This window comes from Streptomyces sp. NPDC088915, assembly GCF_044749825.1.
Classification (GTDB): Bacteria; Actinomycetota; Actinomycetes; order Streptomycetales; family Streptomycetaceae; genus Streptomyces.
In genome coordinates this window covers 273,976-295,518 of the sequence record NZ_JBIVIR010000011.1, presented here as the reverse complement: position 1 = coordinate 295,518, position 21,543 = coordinate 273,976, and the positions used below count along the sequence as shown (strand labels likewise).

General features: G+C 73.6%; 17 protein-coding genes. 12 read left to right on the top strand and 5 right to left on the bottom strand.

Annotated elements, in window-relative coordinates:
• Positions 1-51 precede the first annotated feature (51 nt).
• The 3 genes from ACIP5O_RS21975 to ACIP5O_RS21965 all read left to right on the top strand — a co-directional run bounded on the left by ACIP5O_RS21975 (position 52) and on the right by ACIP5O_RS21965 (position 6,006).
• Positions 52-1,029, top strand: coding sequence for a hypothetical protein (locus ACIP5O_RS21975; protein ID WP_401295743.1), 978 nt, complete (start codon positions 52-54; stop codon positions 1,027-1,029).
• 135 nt (positions 1,030-1,164) lie between these two features.
• Positions 1,165-3,027 carry an HSP90 family protein gene (locus ACIP5O_RS21970; protein ID WP_401295740.1) on the top strand — a complete coding sequence of 621 codons (1,863 nt, stop codon included), beginning with the start codon at positions 1,165-1,167 and terminating at the stop codon, positions 3,025-3,027.
• Complete coding sequence (locus ACIP5O_RS21965) at positions 3,028-6,006, top strand: tetratricopeptide repeat protein (protein WP_401295737.1); 2,979 nt, start codon at positions 3,028-3,030, stop codon at positions 6,004-6,006. It abuts the gene before it with no gap.
• Between the two features lie 130 nt (positions 6,007-6,136).
• Here the strand turns inward: ACIP5O_RS21965 and ACIP5O_RS21960 are convergent, their stop codons facing one another.
• Positions 6,137-7,441, bottom strand: coding sequence for a ricin-type beta-trefoil lectin domain protein (locus tag ACIP5O_RS21960; RefSeq protein ID WP_401295735.1), 1,305 nt, complete (start codon positions 7,439-7,441; stop codon positions 6,137-6,139).
• A 213-nt stretch (positions 7,442-7,654) separates the two neighbouring features.
• On the opposite strand from ACIP5O_RS21960, the gene tpx reads away from it, so the two are divergent.
• Complete coding sequence (gene tpx, locus ACIP5O_RS21955) at positions 7,655-8,155, top strand: thiol peroxidase (protein ID WP_401295732.1); 501 nt, start codon at positions 7,655-7,657, stop codon at positions 8,153-8,155.
• A gap of 63 nt (positions 8,156-8,218) precedes the next feature.
• On the opposite strand, the gene ACIP5O_RS21950 is transcribed toward tpx, so the two are convergent.
• Entirely contained in the window at positions 8,219-8,635 is a 417-nt protein-coding gene (locus ACIP5O_RS21950; protein ID WP_401295729.1) for a Fur family transcriptional regulator, read from the bottom strand.
• A 254-nt stretch (positions 8,636-8,889) separates the two neighbouring features.
• Between ACIP5O_RS21950 and katG the strand changes: the two genes are divergently transcribed.
• From katG to ACIP5O_RS21920, 6 genes are all read left to right on the top strand, one after another.
• A complete protein-coding gene (gene katG / locus ACIP5O_RS21945) occupies positions 8,890-11,142 on the top strand; it encodes a catalase/peroxidase HPI (RefSeq protein WP_401295727.1) in 2,253 nt (750 codons plus the stop codon).
• 242 nt (positions 11,143-11,384) lie between these two features.
• On the top strand, positions 11,385-14,222 hold the full coding sequence (locus ACIP5O_RS21940) for a hypothetical protein (protein ID WP_401295725.1): 2,838 nt from the start codon (positions 11,385-11,387) through the stop codon (positions 14,220-14,222).
• Between the two features lie 242 nt (positions 14,223-14,464).
• Positions 14,465-14,914: an amphi-Trp domain-containing protein gene (locus ACIP5O_RS21935; protein ID WP_401295723.1), complete on the top strand. Its 450-nt coding sequence runs from the start codon at positions 14,465-14,467 to the stop codon at positions 14,912-14,914.
• A gap of 117 nt (positions 14,915-15,031) precedes the next feature.
• On the top strand, positions 15,032-15,865 hold the full coding sequence (locus tag ACIP5O_RS21930; protein ID WP_401295721.1) for a class II glutamine amidotransferase: 834 nt from the start codon (positions 15,032-15,034) through the stop codon (positions 15,863-15,865).
• 777 nt (positions 15,866-16,642) lie between these two features.
• On the top strand, positions 16,643-16,987 hold the full coding sequence (locus tag ACIP5O_RS21925) for a helix-turn-helix domain-containing protein (protein ID WP_401295719.1): 345 nt from the start codon (positions 16,643-16,645) through the stop codon (positions 16,985-16,987).
• Between the two features lie 239 nt (positions 16,988-17,226).
• The gene (locus tag ACIP5O_RS21920) at positions 17,227-17,430 is read left to right on the top strand and encodes a cold-shock protein (protein WP_356546840.1); all 204 of its coding nucleotides are present in this window, start codon (positions 17,227-17,229) and stop codon (positions 17,428-17,430) included.
• Between the two features lie 369 nt (positions 17,431-17,799).
• On the opposite strand, the gene ACIP5O_RS21915 is transcribed toward ACIP5O_RS21920, so the two are convergent.
• The 3 genes from ACIP5O_RS21915 to ACIP5O_RS21905 form a co-directional block, all read right to left on the bottom strand.
• A complete protein-coding gene (locus tag ACIP5O_RS21915) occupies positions 17,800-18,264 on the bottom strand; it encodes a hypothetical protein (protein WP_401295716.1) in 465 nt (154 codons plus the stop codon).
• 572 nt (positions 18,265-18,836) lie between these two features.
• Positions 18,837-19,007 (bottom strand): hypothetical protein, encoded by a 171-nt coding sequence (locus tag ACIP5O_RS21910; RefSeq protein ID WP_401295714.1) that lies wholly within the window; start codon positions 19,005-19,007, stop codon positions 18,837-18,839.
• A gap of 554 nt (positions 19,008-19,561) precedes the next feature.
• The gene (locus ACIP5O_RS21905) at positions 19,562-20,527 is read right to left on the bottom strand and encodes a pirin family protein (protein WP_401295712.1); all 966 of its coding nucleotides are present in this window, start codon (positions 20,525-20,527) and stop codon (positions 19,562-19,564) included.
• A gap of 169 nt (positions 20,528-20,696) precedes the next feature.
• Here ACIP5O_RS21905 and ACIP5O_RS21900 point away from each other — a divergent pair, with 169 nt between their 5' ends.
• Both ACIP5O_RS21900 and ACIP5O_RS21895 read left to right on the top strand, forming a co-directional pair.
• A complete protein-coding gene (locus ACIP5O_RS21900) occupies positions 20,697-21,041 on the top strand; it encodes a tetratricopeptide repeat protein (protein WP_401295710.1) in 345 nt (114 codons plus the stop codon).
• A 52-nt stretch (positions 21,042-21,093) separates the two neighbouring features.
• Positions 21,094-21,492 carry a DUF6153 family protein gene (locus tag ACIP5O_RS21895; RefSeq protein WP_401295708.1) on the top strand — a complete coding sequence of 133 codons (399 nt, stop codon included), beginning with the start codon at positions 21,094-21,096 and terminating at the stop codon, positions 21,490-21,492.
• Positions 21,493-21,543 lie beyond the last annotated feature (51 nt).

The following is a 21,543-nucleotide window of genomic DNA, read 5'->3' as shown; positions in this document are numbered from 1 at the left end:
GGGGCGGGTGATCACTGACCGCCCCGTTCGTACGGAACAAGGGGTGGGGACATGGCGTTGCTCCGTGGCTGGGGGCTCACGCTGGGGAAGAGGGCGGGCCGGCCCGCCGCACGGCTGGAGAAGGACTCGGACGATCCCGAGGTGCTCCGCCTGAAGGGGGCCGCCGCCGCGGCGGACTGGGCCACCGTCCGGGAGGTGCTCGAAGCGCGTCCCGAGAGCGAGGGCCGGACGGACCTCCTGTGGACCGTCTGCGACACCGCCGGGGTCGAGAAGTGGATCACCGGCGTGGCCGGGGCCGAGCCGGGGGCGGCGCTGCCCCGCCTCGTGGCGGGCCTGCGCCACGTCAGCTGGGGCTGGGAGGCCCGGACCTCGGCAAGCGCCGAGCACGTCTCGCGGGAGCAGTTCGAGGTCTTCCACGAGCGGCTGCGCACGGCCGAGCGGTGGCTGTACGAGGCGGCCGAGCTCGAACCGGGCTGGGCCTCGCCCTGGTACTGCCTCCAGATCAGCGGGCGCGGCCTGGAGGTCGGGCCGGAGATCGCGCGGCGGCGCTTCGAGGCGACGGTGCGGCGCGCCCCGCACCACCTGGAGGCGCACCAGCAGCAGTTGCAGCAGGTCTGCCGCAAGTGGGGCGGTTCGCACGAGGAGATGCACGCCTTCGCGCGCACCTCGATGCTGGCCGCCCCGGGCGGCACGCTCCTCGGCCAGCTCGTCGCGGTCGCGCACCTGGAGGAGTGGCTCTCCCTCGACTCCGGTCCCGACGCCGCCTACATCCGCCGGCCCGACGTGGCCGCGTCCCTGAACGAGGCGGCGGACCACTCGTACCGGCACCCGGACTTCGTCCGCCGGGGCGGCTGGCTCCAGGTGCTCAACAGCTTCGCCATGGCCTTCTCGCTCGCCGGGGACCGCGAGGCCGCCCGGGAGTGCTTCCGGGCCACCGAGGGGCGGGTCACCGAGTTCCCCTGGTCCTACCTGAACGGCTCCGACCCCCTCGCGGCCTACCGCGAGCGGCGCGCGGCGGCCGGCCGCTGAACCCGCGGGCGGCCGGGCTCCGCACCGGCGCCGCCCCCACCGGACCGGCGGCCGGTTCCACCGCCCCCGCCCCTCCGTACCCCCTCCTTCCTCCCGCCCGTCGTCGCGGGCGCGTTCACCGAAAGACTTCACCGGGTGTCTCCTTCCGAGTCAGCACACACCTTCCAGGTCGACCTGCGCGGTCTGGTCGACCTGCTCTCCCACCACCTCTACTCCAGCCCCCGCGTCTACCTGCGCGAGCTGCTCCAGAACGCCGTGGACGCCATCACGGCCCGGCAGGCGCTCGACCCCGACGCGCCCGGCGCCATCACGGTCCGTACCGGTGACGTCCTCACCGTCACGGACACCGGCGTCGGTCTGACCGAGGCCGACGTCCACCGCTTCCTCGCCACCATCGGGCGCAGCTCCAAGCGGACCGCCGACGGCGCCCTGGACGGCGCCGGGCTCGACGCCGCCCGCGGGGAGTTCATCGGCCAGTTCGGCATCGGCCTGCTCGCCTGCTTCGTCGTGGCCGACGAGATCACGGTGGTCAGCCGGTCCGCGTCGGACCCGTCGGCGCCCGCCGTCGAGTGGCGCGGCCACTCCGACGGCCGCTACACCCTGCGCACCCTGCCCGCCTCCGAGGCGCCCGGGCCGGGCACCACCGTCCGGCTCGTGCCGCGCGCCGACAACGCCGAGTGGACGAGCCCGCGGCAGGTCGTGCAGCTCGCCCGGCACTACGGCGGGCTGCTGCGGCACGAGGTCACCGTCGTCGACTCCCGGGGCGAGACGCACCGGATCAACGAGGCGCCGCCGTGGGAGCGGAGCCACCGCTCCCCACTGGCGCGCCGCGAGGCCCTCACCGCGTACTGCCGGGACCTGTTCGACTTCACCCCGCTCGACAGCATCGAGCTCGACCTGCCGGCGGCCGGCCTGCGCGGGGTCGCGTACGTGCTGCCGACGGCCGTCAGCCCGGCGCAGCGCGCGGGGCACCGGGTGCACCTCAAGGGCATGCTGCTCACCGACAAGGCCCCCGAACTCCTCCCGGAGTGGGCGTTCTTCGTGCGCTGCGTGGTCGACACGACCAGTCTGCGGCCCACCGCCTCCCGCGAGTCGCTGTACGAGGACGGCACGCTGTCCGCCGTACGGGACGCCCTCGGCGACCGGATCCGCGACTGGCTCACCGGGCTCGCCGCCAGCGACCCGGCACTCCTGCACCGCTTCATCGACACCCACCACCTGGCGGTCAAGGCGCTCGCCCGCTACGACGACGAGCTGCTGCGGGTCGTGCTGCCGTGGCTGCCGTTCGAGACCACCGACGGCAACGTGACCCTGGAGGAGTTCGTACGGACGCACCCGACGGTCCTGGTCACCCGGAGCGTCGAGGAGTTCCGCCAGGTCGCCCCCATCGCGGCGGCCGCCGGCCTGGGCGTCGTCAACGGCGGCTACACCTACGACCGCGACCTGGTGCACCGGCTGCCCGAGATCCGGCCGGGCACGTCCGTCACGGACCTGGACCCGGCCACGGTCACCGCGCACCTGGACGCCGTGGACCCGACCGCCGAGCTGCGGGCGGCGGCCTTCCTCGCGGTCGCCCGGGAGACGATCGGCGTCCACGACTGCGACGTCGTCCTGCGCGACTTCCAGCCGGTCACCGCGCCCGCGCTGCTGCTCGACAACCGGGAGGCGCGCCACGAGCGGACCCGGGCGGGCCTGGCCGCCGACAGCGACGGCCTGTGGGCCGACATCCTCGGCTCGCTGCGCCACGAGACCCCCCGCGCGCAGCTCGTCCTGAACCACCTCAACCCGCTGGTCCGCCAGGCGATCACGATCAGCGAGCGCGGACTCGCCGTGACGACCGCCGAGGCGCTCTACGGCCAGGCGCTGCTGCTCAGCCGCCGTCCGCTGCGGGCGAGCGAGAGCGCCCTGCTCAACCGGGCCTTCATCGGCCTGCTGACCCACGCCATGCACCGTCCGGACGCGGCGGCACCCGGCTCCGAGCCCCGGAAGGAACTGTAGATGCTGGACACGCCCGAGGCCGTCGTCGAGGCGCTGCGCGAGAACCACGACCGCCCCCACGGCACGCAGCGGACCGTCACCGCGGAGGAGCTCGTCGAGGCCGCCGAGGTCTTCGACGAGCCCGACACCCTCGTCACGGCCCTCCTGGAGCTGATGACGGCGTACGAGTTCACCGGCGAGCAGCGCAAGTCCCCCGTGGTCTTCGCCCGGCTGCTCAAGCTGTGGGACACCGCCCCGGAGTCCTTCAGCGCGTGGGAGGCCCACCAGGTCTTCTGGCGCTTCAAGTGGGTGACGACGTCCCTGCTCCAGGTGCCGGAGATGCCCCTCGACACCGTGCGGGGCTGGATCGACACGATGCGGGAGCGGTACGAGGGGGCCGGGCACGGCATGCAGCCGGTGGCGGCGATGCGCCACCACGTGGCCGCCCACACCGGCACGGGCGTCGACGACGCCTACGACCTGTGGGTCACCCGGCCCCGTACCGAACTGAGCGACTGCGAGGCCTGCGAGACCCGGCACCGCGCCTGGCACCGGGTGACGGCGGGCGACGACGCCGGGGCCCTCGACACCTGGGGGCCCGTCCTCGCGGGCGAGCAGGGCTGCTCCGAAGAGCCGCAGATGAGCCAGGCGCGCGCCCTGCTGCCGCTGCTGCGCCTGGGCCGCGCGGACGAGGCCCGCTCCCACCACCTCACCGGCTACCGGCGGGTCCGGGGCAGCACCGGCATGCAGCACGAGGTCGGTCTGCACCTGGAGTTCTGCGCCCTCTCGCGCAACGAGGGCCGGGGCCTGGAGGTCCTCGCGGAGAACCGCCCGCTGTTCGGGGCGACCGGCGCGCCGCTCGACCGGCTCGGCTTCCTGACCGGCGTGGAGGTGCTGCTCGCCCGGCTCGTGGAGGACGGGCACGGGGAGACGCCCGTCGCCGGGCCGCCCGGACGGAACTGGACCGCGGACGGGCTCCTCGCCCACGTCCGCGCCGAAGCGGACCGGCTCGCCGCCGCCTTCGACGCGCGCAACGGCACCACGGCCGTCGGGGACCGGCGCCGGGAGCGCCTCGCCCGGCGTCCGCTGCTCGACGAGCCGCTGCCGCTCGGCCTGCGGACGGCCGCCGCGCCCCGCACCGCCGCGGCCCCGGCGGCCCCCGCCACCGCGGGTTCCGGGACGCCCGAGGTCCCCGGGGACTTCGTCGCCCTGGTGACCGAGGCCCGGCGCCTGGCCCGCCTCGGCCACCCCGGGGACGGCGGGCTCTGGTCCCGGATCGCCGAGCGGCTCGCGGACGGCTCGGCCGCGCACGACGACCGGCTCGGCCCGGAGGAGCTGCTGCGGGCCGAACTCGCCGAGGAGCGCGCGTACCGGCTCAGGCAGAAGGACGAGGACGCGGAGGGCGGCGCCGAGCTGGAGACGGCCGCCGGGCTCTACGAGGAGCTCGGGATGGAGTGGCGGGCCCTCGCCGCCCGGACCCGCGCCCTCGCGTGGACGACCGGTGAGGACGACGCCGACGCCGAGCGCGACGAGGCGGTCCGGGTCCGTCTCGACGGGATGCTGCGCGAGGCGGAACGTCTGAAGGACGAGGCACCGCTGACCGGTGGGAAGCCCGGCGACGGCGAGGGCGCGGCCGGTGCCGACGTGGCGGCGGACCGCGTCCTGGCCTACCTCACCGTGCTGTACTCCGCCGCCTACGCCGCCTACCAGGAGACGATGCGGCGGGAGCCGGAGGAGCCCGCTCCGGTGCCGGAGCGGTTCGAGGAGGCCGTGGGGGCGCTGCGCGCCGAGGCGGAACGCCTGGGCGTGCCCCACCAGGTGGCCAACGCGCGCCAGTTCGCCGCGGACGACGCCGGGCGCCGGGGCGACGTCGCCCTCGCCGAGTCGGAGCTGCGCGCGGCCCTCGTGGACGTCGAGGCCTCGGGGCGGCCCTGGCGGGGCTCGCGCCCGCGCGCCCTGCTCGCCCAGATCGTGCTGTCCCGGCAGGAGCCCGCGGAGGCGGCGGAGCTGCTGCACCGGGCGATCGCGGACGCGGTGCGGTACGACGACGCGGACTTCCCGCTGGCTCCGACGTACGCCCTGCTCGGCCACGCGTCCTCGCACCTCGGGGACCACGCCGGGGCCGTGCGCCACCTCTCCGAGGCGGCCGCGCGGTTCGACCGGGACGGGGAGCACGGGGACGCCGCCGGTGTACGGCTCCAACTGGCCGACGTGCTGGCGGAGTCGGGGCGGCAGGCGGACGCCGTGGCGGTCCTGGAGTCGCTCCTCTCCGAGGAGTCGGCCGCCGCGCTGGGCGAGCGGACGGTGGCCCAGATCCGGCTGTCCCTGGCGCGCGGGCTGCGGGAGCTGGAGGAGTACCTGCCGTCGGCCGAGGAGTTCCTGCGGCTCGCGGGCACGGTCGCCGGGTGGGAGGACGACGCCCCGATCCGCACCCTGGTGATGGCGGACACGGCGATCGCGCTGGCCCTCGCCGACCGGTGGGAGGCGGCGGACGCCGCGTACGAGCGCGCCCTCGCCGCGCACGCCGAGGAGCCGAACCCTCCCATGATCGCGCGGATGGCGCGGGAGTTCGCCCGTCCCGCCAGGGCGGCCCGGGAGGACCAGGGGGTGGAGGCGGCGCTCGCGCACCTGGCGCGGGCGGACGCGGTCCTGGACGCCGTGCCGGAGGACGCCGAGGGCTTCGCCCTCTGGTACGAGCGCGGTGAGGTGCACTGCCGCAGGGCCCGCGTCCTGGCGGAGGCGGAGCGCTTCGAGGAGGCCCTGGCCGAGGCGGAGGCCGCGATCGGCGTCCACGAGGGGGGCGGGGAGCAGGGCGAGCTGCCGAGGGCCGAGGCGGTGCGGTTCGCCGCCCTGGTCGAGGGGAACGGCCTCGGCCGGACCGATGACGCGATCGCGCGGCTGACGACGGCGGCGGCGCGCTGCCGGAAGGCGGGCCACCCCGAGGCCGCGCAGGTCCTCGACGCGCTGCGGCAGGACTACCTGTCGAGGCCCCGGGACTGAGCGCCCGGGGCCGTGGGCCGGGTGGTCGCCGACGACCACCCGGCCCACGGGGCCTTCTTCGGCGCGGCCGGGCGCGCCGGATGCGCCTGGCCCGGCGGATGCGCCTGGGTCGCCGGACGCATCGGGGCTGCTACCGGGTCACCGTCCACTTCTGGTTGGCGGTGCCCGAGCAGGTCCAGATCTGGAGCCGGGTGCCGTTGGCCGAGCTGTTGCCGGTGGCGTCCACGCACTTGTTGGCGCGCGGGTTCACCACGTCCCGGGCGTCGTTGGCGACCCAGCGCTGGGCCTCCGTGCCGTTGCAGTCCCACAGCTGGAGGGGCGTTCCGTCGGCGGTTCCGGCGGAGGTGACGTCGAGGCACTTGCCGAGCGCGCGGAGGGTGCCGTCCGTGCCGACGGTCCACCGCTGGGCGGCGGTCCCGTTGCAGTCGTAGAGCTGGACGGGGGTGCCGTTCGCGGTGTTGGCGGCGGCCACGTCGACGCACTTGCCGCCGATCCCGGTGATCGGTCCGCCGCCGGCGGGGGCGTCGGAGGTGGTGACGCGGACGTGGTCGACGACGAGCCGGCCCGGGAAGGGGGTCGAGCCGTCCGGGTCGCCGGGCCAGTAGCCGCCGACCGCGAGGTTGAGGATCAGGAAGAAGGGCTTGTCGAAGACCCAGGTCCGGCCGCCGAGGTCGGCGGGCGTACGGGTCTGGTAGACGTTCCCGTCCACGGACCAGGTGATCCGGCCGGGCGACCAGTCGACGGCGAAGGTGTGGAAGGCGTCGGCGAAGGCCTGCCCGCCGGGCAGGGTGTACCCGGCGCCGATGCCGCCGGAGCCCGAGTAGCCGGGGCCGTGCAGGGTGCCGTGCACGACGGAGGGTTCGAAGCCGACGTTCTCCATGATGTCGATCTCGCCCGAGTTGGGCCAGCCGACCTGGCCGAGGTCGTTGCCGAGCATCCAGAACGCGGGCCACATGCCCTGGCCGCGCGGCACCTGCATGCGGGCCTCGACGTGCCCGTACTGGGCGGTGTACTTCCCGGCGGTGTTGAGCCGCGCCGAGGTGTACTCGCACCGCCCGTACCAGCACTGGTAGTTGCCCGGGTTCTCCTTGCGGGCGGTGATGACCAGGTGGCCCTGGCCGTCGAGCGCGGCGTTGCGGTTGCCGGCCGTGTAGTACTGCCGCTCGTGGTTGCTGACGTTGTCGCCGGTCTCGATCTGCCACTTGCCGCCGTCCACGGCGGCGCCCGCGGGGCCGTCGAAGTCGTCGGAGAAGGTGACGGCGGCCGCGCCGGCGGCGGGGACGGCTTCCCCCGCGAGGGTGGTTTTCCCTATGGGGCCGGCTCCCCCGGCGGGGCCGGCCGAGGCCGCCGGGCCGAGCGCCGTGACGGCGAGGGCCAGGGCGAGGGCTGACAGGGCGGAGGACAGCGTGCGCCGTCGCGTGCGGGAGGAGGTCATGGCTCTCTCTTCCGTCGGGTGTGGGGGGACGGCACGGTGGGGGCACGCCGTGGATGCATGTCACGTACATGACATGCTCACGGGTGGGCCACTTCGCCGCCCACCTGATTTAAGAAGTGAAGGAAGGGGGCGTCAAGGGGTGCGACCGTGCGGGCGGTCCGGACTCCGTACGATTCCCTTCGTCGTCACCCTTGAGATCCGAAGGAGATCCCCATGGCCCAGGTCACGCTGAAGGGCAGCCCGGTACAGGTCAACGGCGTTCTGCCGACCCCCGGCAGCCAGGCTCCCGACTTCACGCTCGTCGCCGAGGGCCTCGCCGACAAGTCCCTCGAGGACTTCGCCGGCGTGCGCAAGGTCCTCAACATCTTCCCGAGCGTCGACACCCCGACGTGCGCCTCCTCCGTTCGCGCCTTCAACGAGAAGGCCGGCGAGCTGGAGAACACCGTGGTGCTCTGCATCTCCGCCGACCTGCCCTTCGCACAGGCGCGCTTCTGCGGCGCCGAGGGCCTGGAGAACGTCAAGAACCTCTCGACGCTCCGGGGCCGCGAGTTCCACACGAACTACGGCGTGGAGATCGCGGACGGGCCGCTGGCCGGTCTGACCGCCCGGGCGGTCGTCGTCCTCGACGAGAACGACAAGGTCCTGCACGCGCAGCTCGTGGACGAGATCGCGGACGAGCCCGGCTACGACGAGGCGCTCGCCGTCCTGAAGTAGTCGCCACCGCTTCGGAGGGGGCCGTCACCGACCACCGGTGGCGGCCCCCTCCGGCGTACGCGCTCATCCCCCCGAGCAGTCCGGGCAGAGCCCCCGGTACGTCACGTCGGCCTTCTCCACGGCGAAGCCGAAACGTTCCTTCGAGGGAAGGACCGCCAGCGGGTCCCCCGTCGGGTGGACGTCCCGGATGAGTCCGCAGCCCGAGCAGACCAGGTGCTGGTGCTCCCGGCGCGCGTTCGGGTCGTAGCGCTTGGCCCGTCCGTCCGTGGAGAGTTCCACGACCTCCCCCAGGGCGACGAGCTCGCCGAGGGTGTTGTAGACCGTCGCCCGCGCGATCTCCGGCAGTCGCTCGACCGCGCGCGCGTGCACCTCGTCCGCCGTGAGGTGCACGTGGTCGCCGGCCAGGACCTCCGCGACCACCCGCCGCTGGGACGTCATCCGCCAGCCACGCGATCGCAGCCGTTCCAGCAGGTCGCTCATGTCGGTTCACCTCTTCGGCTTCGGCGCGGGGCCCGTGGTGACCGGTGTGCGGCCGGTGCTCCTCGGACAGGGTTTGGCGTTGTTCTTGACTTGGACAAGGTCCATTGTAGGATCAGTTCTGTTGATGGCCAAGGGACAGGAAGACTTCAGCGCGGCGGGAGTCCGAGACGTGACGGCTCTCCGGGCCCTGCCCGGCCGCTCTGCCGATCGCACCTCCCCCGCACTGTTCGTCCGCCAGGTCCGGAAGGATTCCGATGTCTGAGAACCGCGTGCCCGAGAACGAAGCGCCCGAGAACCACGACGCGATCGTCGTGGACGCGAAGCTGGACGAAGCCGGGGGCGGCTGCCCGGTCGCGCACGGCCGCGCCGCCCACCCGACCCAGGGCGGTGGCAACAACCAGTGGTGGCCGAACCGGCTGAACCTGAAGATCCTGGCCAAGAACCCCGCCGTGGCCAACCCGCTCGGCGAGGACTTCGACTACGCCGCGGCGTTCGAGAGCCTCGACCTGGCGGCCGTGAAGCGCGACATAGCCGAGGTCCTCACGACCTCCCAGGACTGGTGGCCGGCCGACTTCGGCCACTACGGCCCCCTCATGGTCCGGATGGCGTGGCACAGCGCGGGCACGTACCGCATCAGCGACGGCCGCGGCGGCGCCGGTGCCGGCCAGCAGCGCTTCGCGCCGCTCAACAGCTGGCCGGACAACGTCAACCTGGACAAGGCCCGCCGTCTGCTGTGGCCGGTCAAGAAGAAGTACGGCCAGAACCTCTCCTGGGCCGACCTCCTGATCCTCACCGGCAACGTGGCCCTGGAGACGATGGGCTTCGAGACCTTCGGCTTCGCCGGCGGCCGCGCGGACGTGTGGGAGCCCGACGAGGACGTCTACTGGGGCCCCGAGACCGCCTGGCTGGACGACAAGCGCTACACGGGCGACCGCGAGCTGGAGGAGCCCCTCGGCGCGGTCCAGATGGGCCTCATCTACGTCAACCCCGAGGGCCCGAACGGCAACCCGGACCCGGTCGCGGCGGCCCGCGACATCCGGGAGACCTTCCGCCGGATGGCGATGAACGACGAGGAGACGGTCGCGCTCATCGCGGGCGGCCACACCTTCGGCAAGACCCACGGCGCCGGCCCGTCGGAGAGCGTCGGCGACGACCCCGAGGCCGCGCCGATCGAGGCCCAGGGCCTCGGCTGGGCGAACTCCCACGGCACCGGCAAGGGCGGCGACACGATCACCAGCGGTCTGGAGGTCACCTGGACCACCACCCCCGCGCGGTGGGGCCACGACTTCTTCGAGCACCTCTTCGCGTACGACTACGAGCTCACCAAGAGCCCGGCCGGTGCGCACCAGTGGGTGGCGAAGAACGCCGAGGCGATCATCCCCGACGCCCACGACCCGTCGAAGAAGCACCGCCCGACGATGCTCACCACCGACCTGTCGCTGCGCTTCGACCCGGCGTACGAGCAGATCTCGCGGCGCTTCCACGAGAACCCGGAGCAGTTCGCGGACGCCTTCGCCCGCGCCTGGTACAAGCTGACCCACCGTGACCTGGGCCCGGTCTCCCGCTACCTCGGCCCGGAGGTCCCCTCCGAGGTGCTGCTGTGGCAGGACCCGCTGCCGGAGCGCGAGGGCGAGCTCCTGGACGCCGCGGACGTCGCCTCCCTCAAGGAGCGGATCCTCGGCTCGGACCTGACCGTCGCGCAGCTGGTCTCCGCGGCCTGGGCCGCGGCCTCCTCCTTCCGAGGCAGCGACAAGCGCGGCGGCGCCAACGGCGGCCGCATCCGCCTGGAGCCGCAGCGCACCTGGGAGGTCAACGACCCGGAGGAGCTGGCGCAGGTCCTCCGCGTCCTCGAAGGCGTCAAGGCCTCCTTCGACGCCGAGGGCGGCAAGAAGGTCTCGATCGCCGACCTCGTCGTGCTCGCGGGCTCCGCGGCCGTCGAGAAGGCCGCCAAGGACGCGGGCTTCGACGTCGAGGTGCCGTTCGCGCCGGGCCGGGTGGACGCGAGCCAGGAGCAGACGGACGTCGAGTCCTTCGCCGCCCTGGAGCCGAAGGCGGACGGCTTCCGCAACTACCTCGGCAAGGGCAGCCGGCTTCCGGCCGAGTTCCTCCTCGTCGACCGGGCCAACCTGCTGAACCTGAGCGCCCCCGAACTGACCGTCCTCGTCGGCGGTCTGCGCGTCCTGGGCGCCACCCACCAGGGCTCGAAGCACGGCGTCCTGACCACGGCCCCGGGCACCCTGACGAACGACTTCTTCGTCAACCTGCTCGACCTGAACACGGTCTGGCGGCCGGTGGCCGGGGACGCGGACCTCTTCGAGGCCCACGACGCCGCGACGGGCACGGTCACGTGGACGGGCACCCGCGCCGACCTCGTCTTCGGCTCCAACAGCGAACTGCGCGCGCTGGCCGAGGTCTACGCGAGCGACGACGCGAAGGAGAAGTTCGTGAAGGACTTCGTCTCCGCGTGGGACAAGGTGATGAACCTGGACCGGTTCGACCTCGTCTGACCCTCCCTCACCCCGCGGCCGGACGACGCCCCCCGTCGTCCGGCCCGGCATCCCGGCCCGGGTGGCTCCCCGCCACCCGGGCCGGTCCCGTTCCCGCCTCCCGGGCGCCCCGTGACGCCGTACGAGGCAACCCCGGCACCTCCGCCGCCGTCCTCCGGGGCGAGAAGGGGGCACCGGGGAGCCGAGCGGCCCAGGGTCTGTCCGGCGGTGCTCCCACGGGAACGAACGTGAGGAAGACCGCCTTGATACGTGGCATACGCGGCGTGACCACCGCCGCGGCCTTACTCGCGCTGGCGGCGGCGACGCCCGGCGCGGCACACGCGCGGCAACCGTCGCCCGGAGCACCGGCGACAGCGACAGCGACAGCGACGACCCAGGGGCCCCGGCACGGGAACCCCGAACTCCCCCCGGGCTGGCGGGTCGCCGGGACCGGCGCGCACCGACAGCTCGTGTGGACGTCGCCCGCCCCCGTCCCCATGGGCGACGCCCGGGTCGAGTTCCACGCCGGCGACCGGCTGCTCGGCCGGCCGGCGGCCGATCCCGACGGGCACACCTTCCGGCTCCCCCTCGGGGACGCCCGGCTCGACGGGGACGACCGGCTGCGGGCGACGGCCGGCGGCAGGCGACTGGACGCCGCCGCACCCTCCGCCCGCCTCCGGCCCCTCGCACCGCCCACCGGGCCGCAGGCCCCGCCCCGGTCCGCCGCGCCGGAGGCCCCGCTCCCGGCGAACCCGGTCGACCCGGGAACGCCCGGCCCCTACCGCACCGTCGGCGGCGAGTACGTCCTGCCGTCCGTGTCGCTGCCCGACTTCCCCGTGCCCGTCGAGATGCGCGCCGTCGTGGTGGGCCCGGCCGGCGCGCCGGGCAAGCGGCCGGTGGCCCTCTTCCTGCACGGCCGGCACGCCACCTGCTACACGCCCGGGACCGAGGACGCGACGGGCGCGTGGCCCTGCCCGGCGGGCACCCGGGAGATACCGAGCCACCGGGGGTACCTGAACGCCCAGAAGCTCCTGGCCTCCCAGGGCTACGTGACGCTGTCCATATCCGCCAACGGCGTCAACGGGCAGGACCACAGCATCGACGACGCGGGCGCGCAGGCGCGCTCGTCCCTGGTCCGGCTGCACCTGGCCCGCTGGGCCGACTGGTCCGCGAACCGGTCGGCCGCGCCGGCCGCCGTGCGGAGGACCGCGCCCGCGGACCTCTCGCGCGTCCTGCTCGTCGGTCACTCCCGCGGGGGCGAGGGCGTCAACCGGGCGGCCCTCGACAGCCTCTATCCGCCGCCCGCCGACCGGGACGGCCACCACGGGCCCGTACGGTGGAAGATCCGCGGCAACGTCCTGATCGGGCCCACGATCTTCGGCCAGAACCCGGCTCCCGACGTGCCCTCCACGACGATCCTGCCGGGCTGCGACGGAGACGTGAGCGACCTCCAGGGCCAGATCTACCTCGACGGCACCCGCGGCGTCGGCCGGGGCACGGCCCTGCACAGCTCGGTCTACATGGTCGGGGCCAACCACAACTTCTTCAACAGCGAGTGGACCCCGGGACAGGCCCAGGCCCCGGCCTCCGACGACTTCTGGTCCGGCGAGACGCCCGACCCGGTCTGCTCCCCCGGCGCGAAGACCCGACTGACCGCCGGGCAGCAGCAGCGGGCGGGCGCCGCCTACATCGCGGCGTCGGCCCGGCTGTTCGTCGGCGGCGACGACCGGGTCCGGCCGCTGCTCGACGGCACCGGCCGCCGCGCGCCCTCGGCGGGCCCGGCCCGGGTCCTCACCCATGCCGTCGGCGGGCACCGCACCCCGGCCTTCCTGCCGGACTCCTCGACGGCGGTCACCGGCTCGGGCCGGCTGTGCGCCCAGGTCGACCCCGACGCCGCACGCGCCTGTCTGAACCCCGAGGAGGGCGGCGCCTCCCCGCACTTCGCGGTCTGGGACGCCTTCCCCGAGCCGGGCCGCGACGCCGTCGCACTGCGGTGGGACGTCCCCGGGAAACCGGCCTCGGTACGTCCGTCCCGGCCGGTCTCCCTGGCCGGTTCGAAGTCCCTGGCCCTGCGCCTGGCCGTTCCGCCCAACAGCGCGGGCACCCGGTTCGACGTCGCCGTGACCGACACCTCGGGCCGCCGCGCGCACCTGGGCCGCGTCCGCGTCGACGGCCTGCCGGGCAGCGACCGGACCGCGTCCGTGTGGGCGCGCGAGGTCCGCGTCCCGCTGTCCGCCGCGAGCCGGGCGGGCCTGGACCCGAAGCGGATCGCGGCACTCGAACTGTCCCCGGGCGGCGGCGCGGGCCGCGCGTGGCTCGTGGACGCGTGGGGCTGGCGCCCCGGCACCCCGGCGGTGCGACCGGCCGCGCTGCCGCGCGTCGACATCGGCCGTCTGACGGTCGACGAGGGCGACTCCGGGGTGCGGACCTACCGCGTCCCGGTGCGGGTCTCCGGGCGGGGCAGCGGGCAGGTCCGGCTGTTCACGCCCGGGCCCGGCGGCGAAGGGGTCGCCTCGCGCCTGGTGACGGTGCGTCCGGGACGCCACGACATCGCCATACCGGTCGAGGTCCGGGGCAACACCCGCTTCGGCTACGACGCGGCGCACGACGCGTTCGTGAAGGCGGTGCGCGGGGCCGTGGTCGGCGCCCACCGGGGCGGGGTGACCGCGCGGAACGACGATCCCCTGCCCGCGGTGACCGTGACGCCGGTCGCCGCCGACGTGACCGAGGACGAGGCCCTGACCTGGCGGGTGACGCTGTCCGCCGCCGCGGACGCCGACATCATGGGCACCGTCGGCCTGCTGCCGGTGACCGGCGGCGCCGAACTGTCCACGGCCGACGTCGACCCGGAGTGGCTGGAGCAGCAGATCGGCGAGGTCCCGGACCCGGCCGTGCCGCTGTCCGAGGCGGTCCCGGGCGGCCTGCCCCTGTGGTTCTCCGTCCCCGCCGGCGAGACGGACGTCGAGGTGAGCGTGCCCACCGTCGCGGACGGCGTCGCGGAACCGGTGGAGTCGCTGCGGGCCGCCCTGTCGGTCTTCGACGGCTCCTGGGAGCCGGTTCCGGGCCCGGAGTTCACCGGAAGGGTGCGGGACGCGGCGTAACCCCCCGCCGTACGGGGGACAGGGCGGCCGGCTCGTCACCCACTGGACCACCGCCTCGGGGTCCGCCCTGGACTTCGTCATGTCGAAGTGACGGGCCTTCGGGGTGCGGCGGACACCGTCACGACGCACGCTGGGAACGAGACGCGGCCGGTTCCGGAGCGACGGCGGGTCCTCGGACGACCGTGTCCGGCTCCCCCGCCCTCCGGCGCCGGCCCCTTCCAGCATCCGAACCGGAGACAGCCATGAAAGACCTCACCTTCGAGCAGAAGCGCTCCGTGTCGCGCGCCGAAGCCGCGGAACAGCTCATGCGACTCGCGACGGCCCTGCGGGACGGCGGGGAGGTCGAGTGGGACATCAGCCACGGCACGCTGAGCCTGCGCGTCCCCGACGAGCTCCACAGCGAGATCGAGGTCGAGATCGGGGACGGCAGGATCGAGCTGGAGATCGAACTGGAGTGGCCGACCGCCCGCCTCCGCCCGGCGCCGCCGAAGCCTCCGGTGGGAGCGGAGGAGGAGCGGGAGAAGCAGGAGGAACAGGAGGAACAGGAGAAGCCGAGGAAGGCGGGGCAGCGCAAGAGCGCCCCCGCCAAGCCCAAGCCCAAGCGCACCGGCACCGGCACCGGCACCGGCACCGGCACGAGCACCGGCACCCGCAGGACGGCCGCCGCGAAACGTTCCGCCGCGACGTCCTGACCCCGGCGCACGGGTGCACGCCTGGCACCCCCGGACGAGGGGGCCGAGAATGGGAGGGCCGGTCGGGATCTTCCCGGCGCAGCTCCCGGAGCACGGCAGGGACCCAGGTGATGACGCATGTGTCGATGGCTCGCGTACTCGGGCACGCCCGTACTGCTCGACACCATCCTGTACAAGCCCGCGCACTCCCTGATCGACCAGAGCCTGCACTCCAAGCTCGGCGTGGAGACGACCAACGGCGACGGGTTCGGCGTCGGCTGGTACACGGACGGCGTCGACTCCCCGGCGCTCTTCCGGGAGATCGGCCCCGCCTGGAGCAACCGCAACCTGCGGGAGCTGGCGGACCACGTCCGCTCGCCGCTGTTCTTCGCCCACATCCGGGCGTCGACCGGGACGGCGGTGCAGCAGTCGAACTGCCACCCCTTCCGGCACGGCCGCTGGATGTTCATGCACAACGGCGCCATCGCGGAGTTCCACCTCGTCCGCCGCGCCCTCACCCTGCTCGTCGACCCGGAGCTGTACGCGGACATCGAGGGGACGACGGACTCCGAGGTGATGTTCTACCTGGCCCTCACCTTCGGCCTCGACCGGGACCCGCCCGCCGCCGTCGCCCGGATGGCGGGGGTGGTGGAGCGCGTCGGCCGCGAGCACGGCGTGGAGTTCCCCCTCCAGATGACGCTCGCCATCACCGACGGCGAACGCCTCTGGGCCTTCCGCTACTCCAGCGAGCGGGCCTCCCGGTCCCTGTTCTACAGCAGCCGGGTGGACGCGCTGCGCCGCCTGCATCCCGACATGGCGTTCCTGCGGGAGGCCTCGGAGGAGACCCGCCTCGTCGTGTCCGAACCCCTCGGCGACCTGCCCGGCGCCTGGAACGAGGTGCCGGAGGGCAGCTACGGCGTCGTCCAGCCGGGCGGCGACGCACTGCACCCCTTCGCCCCCGCGGCGGCGTGACCCGGCCGTCCCGACCGGCCCGCCTCCGTCACGGACGGGGCGGGCCCCGCCGGTTCGGCGGACGTTGCCCCGGGGCTTGAGCGGCGTCACGGGGAGTCCGGGCGCGGACAGCCGGTCGGCGTCGTACCCCTTCGCCTCGCCGGAGCGGCCGGACCGCTGGAGATCGTCTCTGTCCTGCTCTCGTGCGGCCTCCCCCGATCCCGGTTCGCTCCTGCCACGGACGCGTGGCCACCGGATCGGGCCACGGCCCGCTGTCTACCCGACGCGAGACGGCCAAGGCAGAATGCCGCCACCTCACAGGAGAGGAAATCTATGGTGGCGGAAGTAGATTTTTTCTCTCAGCGGGGCTAGTGTCTTCCTCGTACCCAGAGAAGTCGAAAGGGCGCGGCAGGGACGCACTGCCGCGCAGGCAGGTCCAGCAGGTGCGGAACGACGGCGGAGTGGCGGAGCCGGAAACGGCGGGTTCCTCCGCTGGCCGTCGGGCCGGGCGGCCCCAGGGGCCGTGAGCGGTACACGCAGTGGAAACGAGTGAAAGAGGTAAGGAGCAGGACGCCATCAGGATCGCCCGGGCGGGCACAGCAGCCCGGGTACCGCAGGCCCCGGATTGGAAGGTGGTCCCCGGTCACGCAACCGCGATCCCCGCAGCCCCGCCCACGAGGCGGCACCTGCGGAACAAGAAGCCCGGCGCAGTCGGCCGGTAGATGGTGTTGAAAGCTCGGGGCCCGGGCGCCGCTACGGCGTCCGGGCCCCTCGACGCGTCCCCGGAAGAAGAGGTCTATGCCCCCTCGCAGCGCCCGCCCCGCCGACAAGTTCGACGACGACGACTATCCCGCCTACACCATGGGCCGGGCCGCCGAGATGCTCGGCACCACCCCCGCCTTCCTGCGTGCCCTGGGCGAACACCGCCTGATCACCCCGCTGCGCTCCGAGGGCGGCCACCGCCGCTACTCCCGCTACCAACTGCGCATCGCCGCCCGCGCCCGCGAACTCGTCGACCGGGGCACCCCCGTCGAAGCCGCCTGCCGCATCGTCATCCTCGAAGACCAGCTCGAAGAGGCCCAGCGCCTCAACGACCAGTACCGCCGGGCGACGGCCGGGTCGAACCTGCCGGCCGCGGAGTGAACCGAGCACGGCCGGACGACGGGCTCTCGCCGTCCTGTCCGCCTGAACGCACCGCCTTTTCCGGTGGTCACGGAGGGTGCGGGCGTGTAGCGTCACCGTTAGCTGTCGTGGTTCGGAAGTTCCCCTTTGCCCACGCCTTCGGCGTGGGTGTTCTGCTGTGCTGTGCCGCAGGAACCAGGGCGATCACCTCCGCCTTCCGCATCGTGCGGTAGGCGTTCATCGACTGGAAGGCATCAGACATGGCCACCGGAACTGTGAAGTGGTTCAACGCCGAAAAGGGCTTCGGCTTCATCGCCCAGGACGGCGGCGGCCCGGACGTCTTCGCCCACTACTCCGCGATCAACTCCTCCGGCTTCCGTGAGCTCCAGGAAGGCCAGAAGGTCACGTTCGACGTCACCCAGGGCCAGAAGGGGCCCCAGGCGGAGAACATCACCCCCGCCTGACCCCCGCCCCCCGAGGGACGGCGATCGTCACGGTCTCGTCCCGGGCGCTGTCTGCAGAAGGGGCCCGCACCCCACCGGATGCGGGCCTCCGCCGCATGCCGAAACGCCGCTCAGCTCCTCGTCAGGCCTCGGCCGATGCCTGGCACAGGTCCCAGCCGGGTTCCTCGGCAACTCCCCAGCCGATGTCTTCGTATCCACGTCCGCTGTCGCGGCTCACGGCTGCCCCCTCTCCACTGTGCGCGCGCTGCCCAGCGCCGCACGCGACGACGAGCTCCCGCCACGACGAGCCTCCCGGCCCATGTGGTGTCGGGCCGTTTCCTCCAAAAGCCTGCCTCGGCTCCCGGATGCGGCGCACCCCTCACGGGCGGGTCAGCCGCGCACGGCCTTGAGCAGTACCTTCACGTCGTGGCCCTTGTGCCAACCCGTGTTCACGAGCGGGCTGTGGTGACTCTCGTTGCCCCAGGCGTAGAACTTCTGCCACGACTGGTGCCACTGGCCGTTCAGGTTGGAGCCCGTGGCCGTGTAGACCTGGGCCACCTTGCCGTCGTGACGGTTGTCCCAGATGTAGAACTCCGCCCTCGTCTGGGTGTTCAGCCCGCTGTACCGGTCGCACTCGCGGTACTTGACCCCTGCGGCGTTGTTGTCGACCTGGATGACCCGCCACCCCGTGCACGCCTCGGTCGCGCTTGCCGGGGCGGCGGCGGCCGAGGGGGCCGGCGTGGCGACGGCCGCCGCGGCGAGTGCCACCACCGCCAGCGCCATGCGGCTGCCCGAACGCATCGTGCGCACGCTCGCGTCGTACTCCGTGGTCCCGCGTCCGTTCTGCTTGAGCATGTTCACCCCGTACCTTCCGTTTCGATGCCCATGAGTTGGATGCTCCTGACCGGCGCTGCGGATTCCCTCAGCGCCTCGGCCTCGGTGGTCGTCGGCCAGACCCGGCCGGAGCCGATACAGAAACGTACGGGGGTGCGGGCGTCACGTCGTCCGGTGCCGGTTTGACATTGCGCTCCACCTACGGCGGTACGTGCGCGTCATCTGCAACTCCTGTGGTACCGGCGCCCGTTCCTCCCGATGATCCTGGAGCCCGCTCACCGGCTCCCTTCGCGGCCCGTCCTTCGGCACGAACACGGATCCCGACGAGCCGCACCGACCTGACGTCCTTCTGGGCGGCGGGCCCGGCGGAGTCGGTGCCAGGTGAGGTGCTCGTAGTGCCCGAGGCCGGCGCGGGCGGCTTTCTCGGTCATGCCCGGGGCCTCGGCGAGCGCGGGTACCGCTCCGTCACAGGCCTTCGGCGTCATCGCGTACGCGGCCTTGTCCTCCTCCAGCCAGAATCGGCCCAGACGCTCGCGCACCTGCCCCAGCAGCCCCCGCGAGGTCCTCGGGCAGTGCCACCGCGCTCCCGGTCGTCAGTGCTCCAGTGCGCGGGCGGACTTGGCCAGTGCCGGGTGGCGGGTGTCGACGTCGGTGAACCACGTTTCGATCAGGGTGTTGTCGGTACAGAGGGGAGTGGCGTCGGAGAGCGCGGGCCTGTGGTCCTCGCTGAAGAAACGTGAGCTCGCCGATGTCGCCAAGGCCACCGAACAGGGCATCCGCCGGATCAACGACAATCCGCGACTGCCCTGGTCCTTCCTCACCCACACCGGCCTCACCCTCCACCCACCGACCCCACCCCACCCCGCCAACGGAAAGAGCAGTACTCGCTCACGATTACGTCCCGTAGGACGTGAGGACCTGACGAACAGCCGGTGAATCCGGCTTGAGCCGTTATTACCGCGAGGCATCGAGCCGGGCCGGGCCCGGGCGTGGACACGGTGGCAGTCGGTGGACGGCTACGTTGGCGGACCCGCACTGACGCCGCTTTGCGTGACGTATCCGAACGCCACGGGCCGCGGGACCGGACCTATGACCTGTTCCCGGCGCAGGAAACGGGACGACACCTGCCTCCGCACCCTCACACAGCTCCGGGCCGAGGCGGACGGGCGGGGACGGCTCGGCGGACAGCCGTTCGGCACACCTCCTCTCAAACCCGGCAGACCCCCGAGCCCGAGCGCGGGACAAGGTGCGGATCGAGGGTCCCGGCATGGCGGCCGTCAATGGCAGCACGGCCAGCGCGGCCATAGGCTTCCCCAGGTCAGCTCACTCGTCCGCGCGGTTTCAGCGGGGTGGCGGGCAGTGCCGGGGCGGGTAGGCGGGCACCGTCGTAGCCGTGCACCTCGCCGAACCGCGAGCCCTCCTCCCAGTCGTTTCGCGCCTGTACGATCTCGTCGCCGGATCGGCCGACGAAGTTCCACCACATGACGATCTCCTCGGCGAAGGGTTCGCCGCCGAGGAGCATCAGGCCCGCGTCCGAGAGGGCGTGGAGGGGGAGTTCGGTGCGGCCGCAGCCGAGGTAGAGCATCGAGCCGGGCAGGACGGGCACGCCGTCGACGCGGGCCTCGCCGGACATGGCGAGGACGGCGTACTCGAAGTCGGGTTCCAGCGGGAGGTTCGTCTCGGTACCGGCCGTGAGGGCGAGGTCGGCGCCGACGATCGGGGTGTACGCGGTGCCCGGCGAGGCGGCGCCGTCGAGGGAGCCCAGGATCACCGTGGCCGTGAGGCCGGGGGCGGTGACCCGGGGCAGGTCGGCGTGGTGCTCGAAGTGGGGCTCCACGTGGCGGTGGGCGTCGGGGAGGGCGACCCAGAGCTGGGCGCCGTGCAGGAAGCGGGCGTGCGGCCGGGGGCTCTCCTCCGAGTGGGAGATCGCCCGGCCGGAGGTCATCAGGCCCAGCTCGCGCGGGCGGACGGTCTGCAGGCTGCCGGTGGAGTCGCGGTGCAGCACCTCGCCCTCGTGGAGCCAGCTGACGGTCTGGAGCCCCGTGTGGGGATGGGGCGGGACCTGCATGCCCGGCTCGTCGGCGATGTCGTCGGGGCCGTAGTGGTCGACGAAGACCCAGGCGCCGACCATCCGGCGGCCCAGGTTCGGGAGCAGCCGGCGGACCTCGGTCGACTCGCCGAGCCGGACGTGGCGGGGGCTGAGGAGTTCCCGTACCGGCTCGGCGACGACGAAGCCGCGTCCGCCGCAGACGGTCGGCGTGGCCTGGCGTTCGAGATTGCTCATGGCGCCCAACCTATGCGCGTCCGGGGGCCGCGGGGCGTGACGCTCCGGCGGGGCCGCGAGAAGTCGGGGAAGCACGGGAAGACGTAGTGGAATGTTCAACCATTCCGGGTTGTTGATCCGGTCGACCGTCCCCACCGGGCGGACCCGGAGCTCCGGAAAGGAAGAGCGAGTGAGCGACACGTACTACGAGTTCGGCACGGCCGGGGAGCGCTGGGACCGGGCGCGGCTGTTCTTCGACGCGAAGGAGTACGGGACCGCCGTCCGCATCCTGCGCGGCCTCGTCGCCGAGCACCCGGAGCAGACGGCCCAGCGGCTCCTCCTCGCCCGGGCGTACTACCACTCCGCCCAGCTCTCCCGGGCCGAGACCGAGCTGCGCGCGATCCTGGAGCGCGACCCCGTCGAGCACTACGCCCGGCTGATGCTCGGCCGCGTCCTGGAGCGGCAGGGGCGCCCGGAGGAGGCAGCGCCGCACCTGCGGATGGCCGCCGCGATGACGGGCGACACCGCGTCCTGACGCGTTCTTGATACCCCCGCACGGTATATTCGGCGGCCGGGAGGTCCTGGTCGTGCGGACACAACGGGCGGAACGCCGTCGACGAGCGGGAGGTGCCGCGGCGCACCTCCTGCTCGTCGTCGTGCTCGCGCTCGGGGTGTTCCTGATGCACACCGTGGGCCACCCCGAGGGCTCCGGCGGCGGCGCGCACACGACCGCCGCCACCGCCCCTCATGCGCACGGCGGCGGGAGTTCCGACGCCGGGCACGATCCCGGCCCGGCGACGGACATGGGCACCCTGTGCGTGGCCGTCCTCGGCGTCTGGCTGCTGGCGCGGCTCGTCCTGGCCGCGCTGGGACGCGGCCCCGGGCAGCTCGTCCCCTTCCTGGCGCGCCTCGCGCACGCGCGGGCGCCGCACGCCCCGCCCCGCCGTCCCCCCGACCTCACCCGGCTGTCCGTCCTGCGGACATAGGCCGGCCGTCCTCCCTCACGGGTGCTCCATGCCGCCCGTGAGCCCCTTCGG

Excerpts from the sequence above, each read along its gene's own strand:
- ACIP5O_RS21975 (WP_401295743.1), top strand. The coding sequence starts at position 52 with ATGGCGTTGCTCCGTGGCTGGGGGCTCACGCTGGGGAAGAGGGCGGGC.
- ACIP5O_RS21965 (WP_401295737.1), top strand. The coding sequence starts at position 3,028 with ATGCTGGACACGCCCGAGGCCGTCGTCGAGGCGCTGCGCGAGAACCAC.
- ACIP5O_RS21960 (WP_401295735.1), bottom strand. The coding sequence starts at position 7,441 with ATGACCTCCTCCCGCACGCGACGGCGCACGCTGTCCTCCGCCCTGTCA.
- tpx (WP_401295732.1), top strand. The coding sequence starts at position 7,655 with ATGGCCCAGGTCACGCTGAAGGGCAGCCCGGTACAGGTCAACGGCGTT.
- ACIP5O_RS21950 (WP_401295729.1), bottom strand. The coding sequence starts at position 8,635 with ATGAGCGACCTGCTGGAACGGCTGCGATCGCGTGGCTGGCGGATGACG.
- katG (WP_401295727.1), top strand. The coding sequence starts at position 8,890 with ATGTCTGAGAACCGCGTGCCCGAGAACGAAGCGCCCGAGAACCACGAC.
- ACIP5O_RS21935 (WP_401295723.1), top strand. The coding sequence starts at position 14,465 with ATGAAAGACCTCACCTTCGAGCAGAAGCGCTCCGTGTCGCGCGCCGAA.
- ACIP5O_RS21930 (WP_401295721.1), top strand. The coding sequence starts at position 15,032 with ATGTGTCGATGGCTCGCGTACTCGGGCACGCCCGTACTGCTCGACACC.
- ACIP5O_RS21925 (WP_401295719.1), top strand. The coding sequence starts at position 16,643 with ATGCCCCCTCGCAGCGCCCGCCCCGCCGACAAGTTCGACGACGACGAC.
- ACIP5O_RS21920 (WP_356546840.1), top strand. The coding sequence starts at position 17,227 with ATGGCCACCGGAACTGTGAAGTGGTTCAACGCCGAAAAGGGCTTCGGC.
- ACIP5O_RS21915 (WP_401295716.1), bottom strand. The coding sequence starts at position 18,264 with ATGCTCAAGCAGAACGGACGCGGGACCACGGAGTACGACGCGAGCGTG.
- ACIP5O_RS21905 (WP_401295712.1), bottom strand. The coding sequence starts at position 20,527 with ATGAGCAATCTCGAACGCCAGGCCACGCCGACCGTCTGCGGCGGACGC.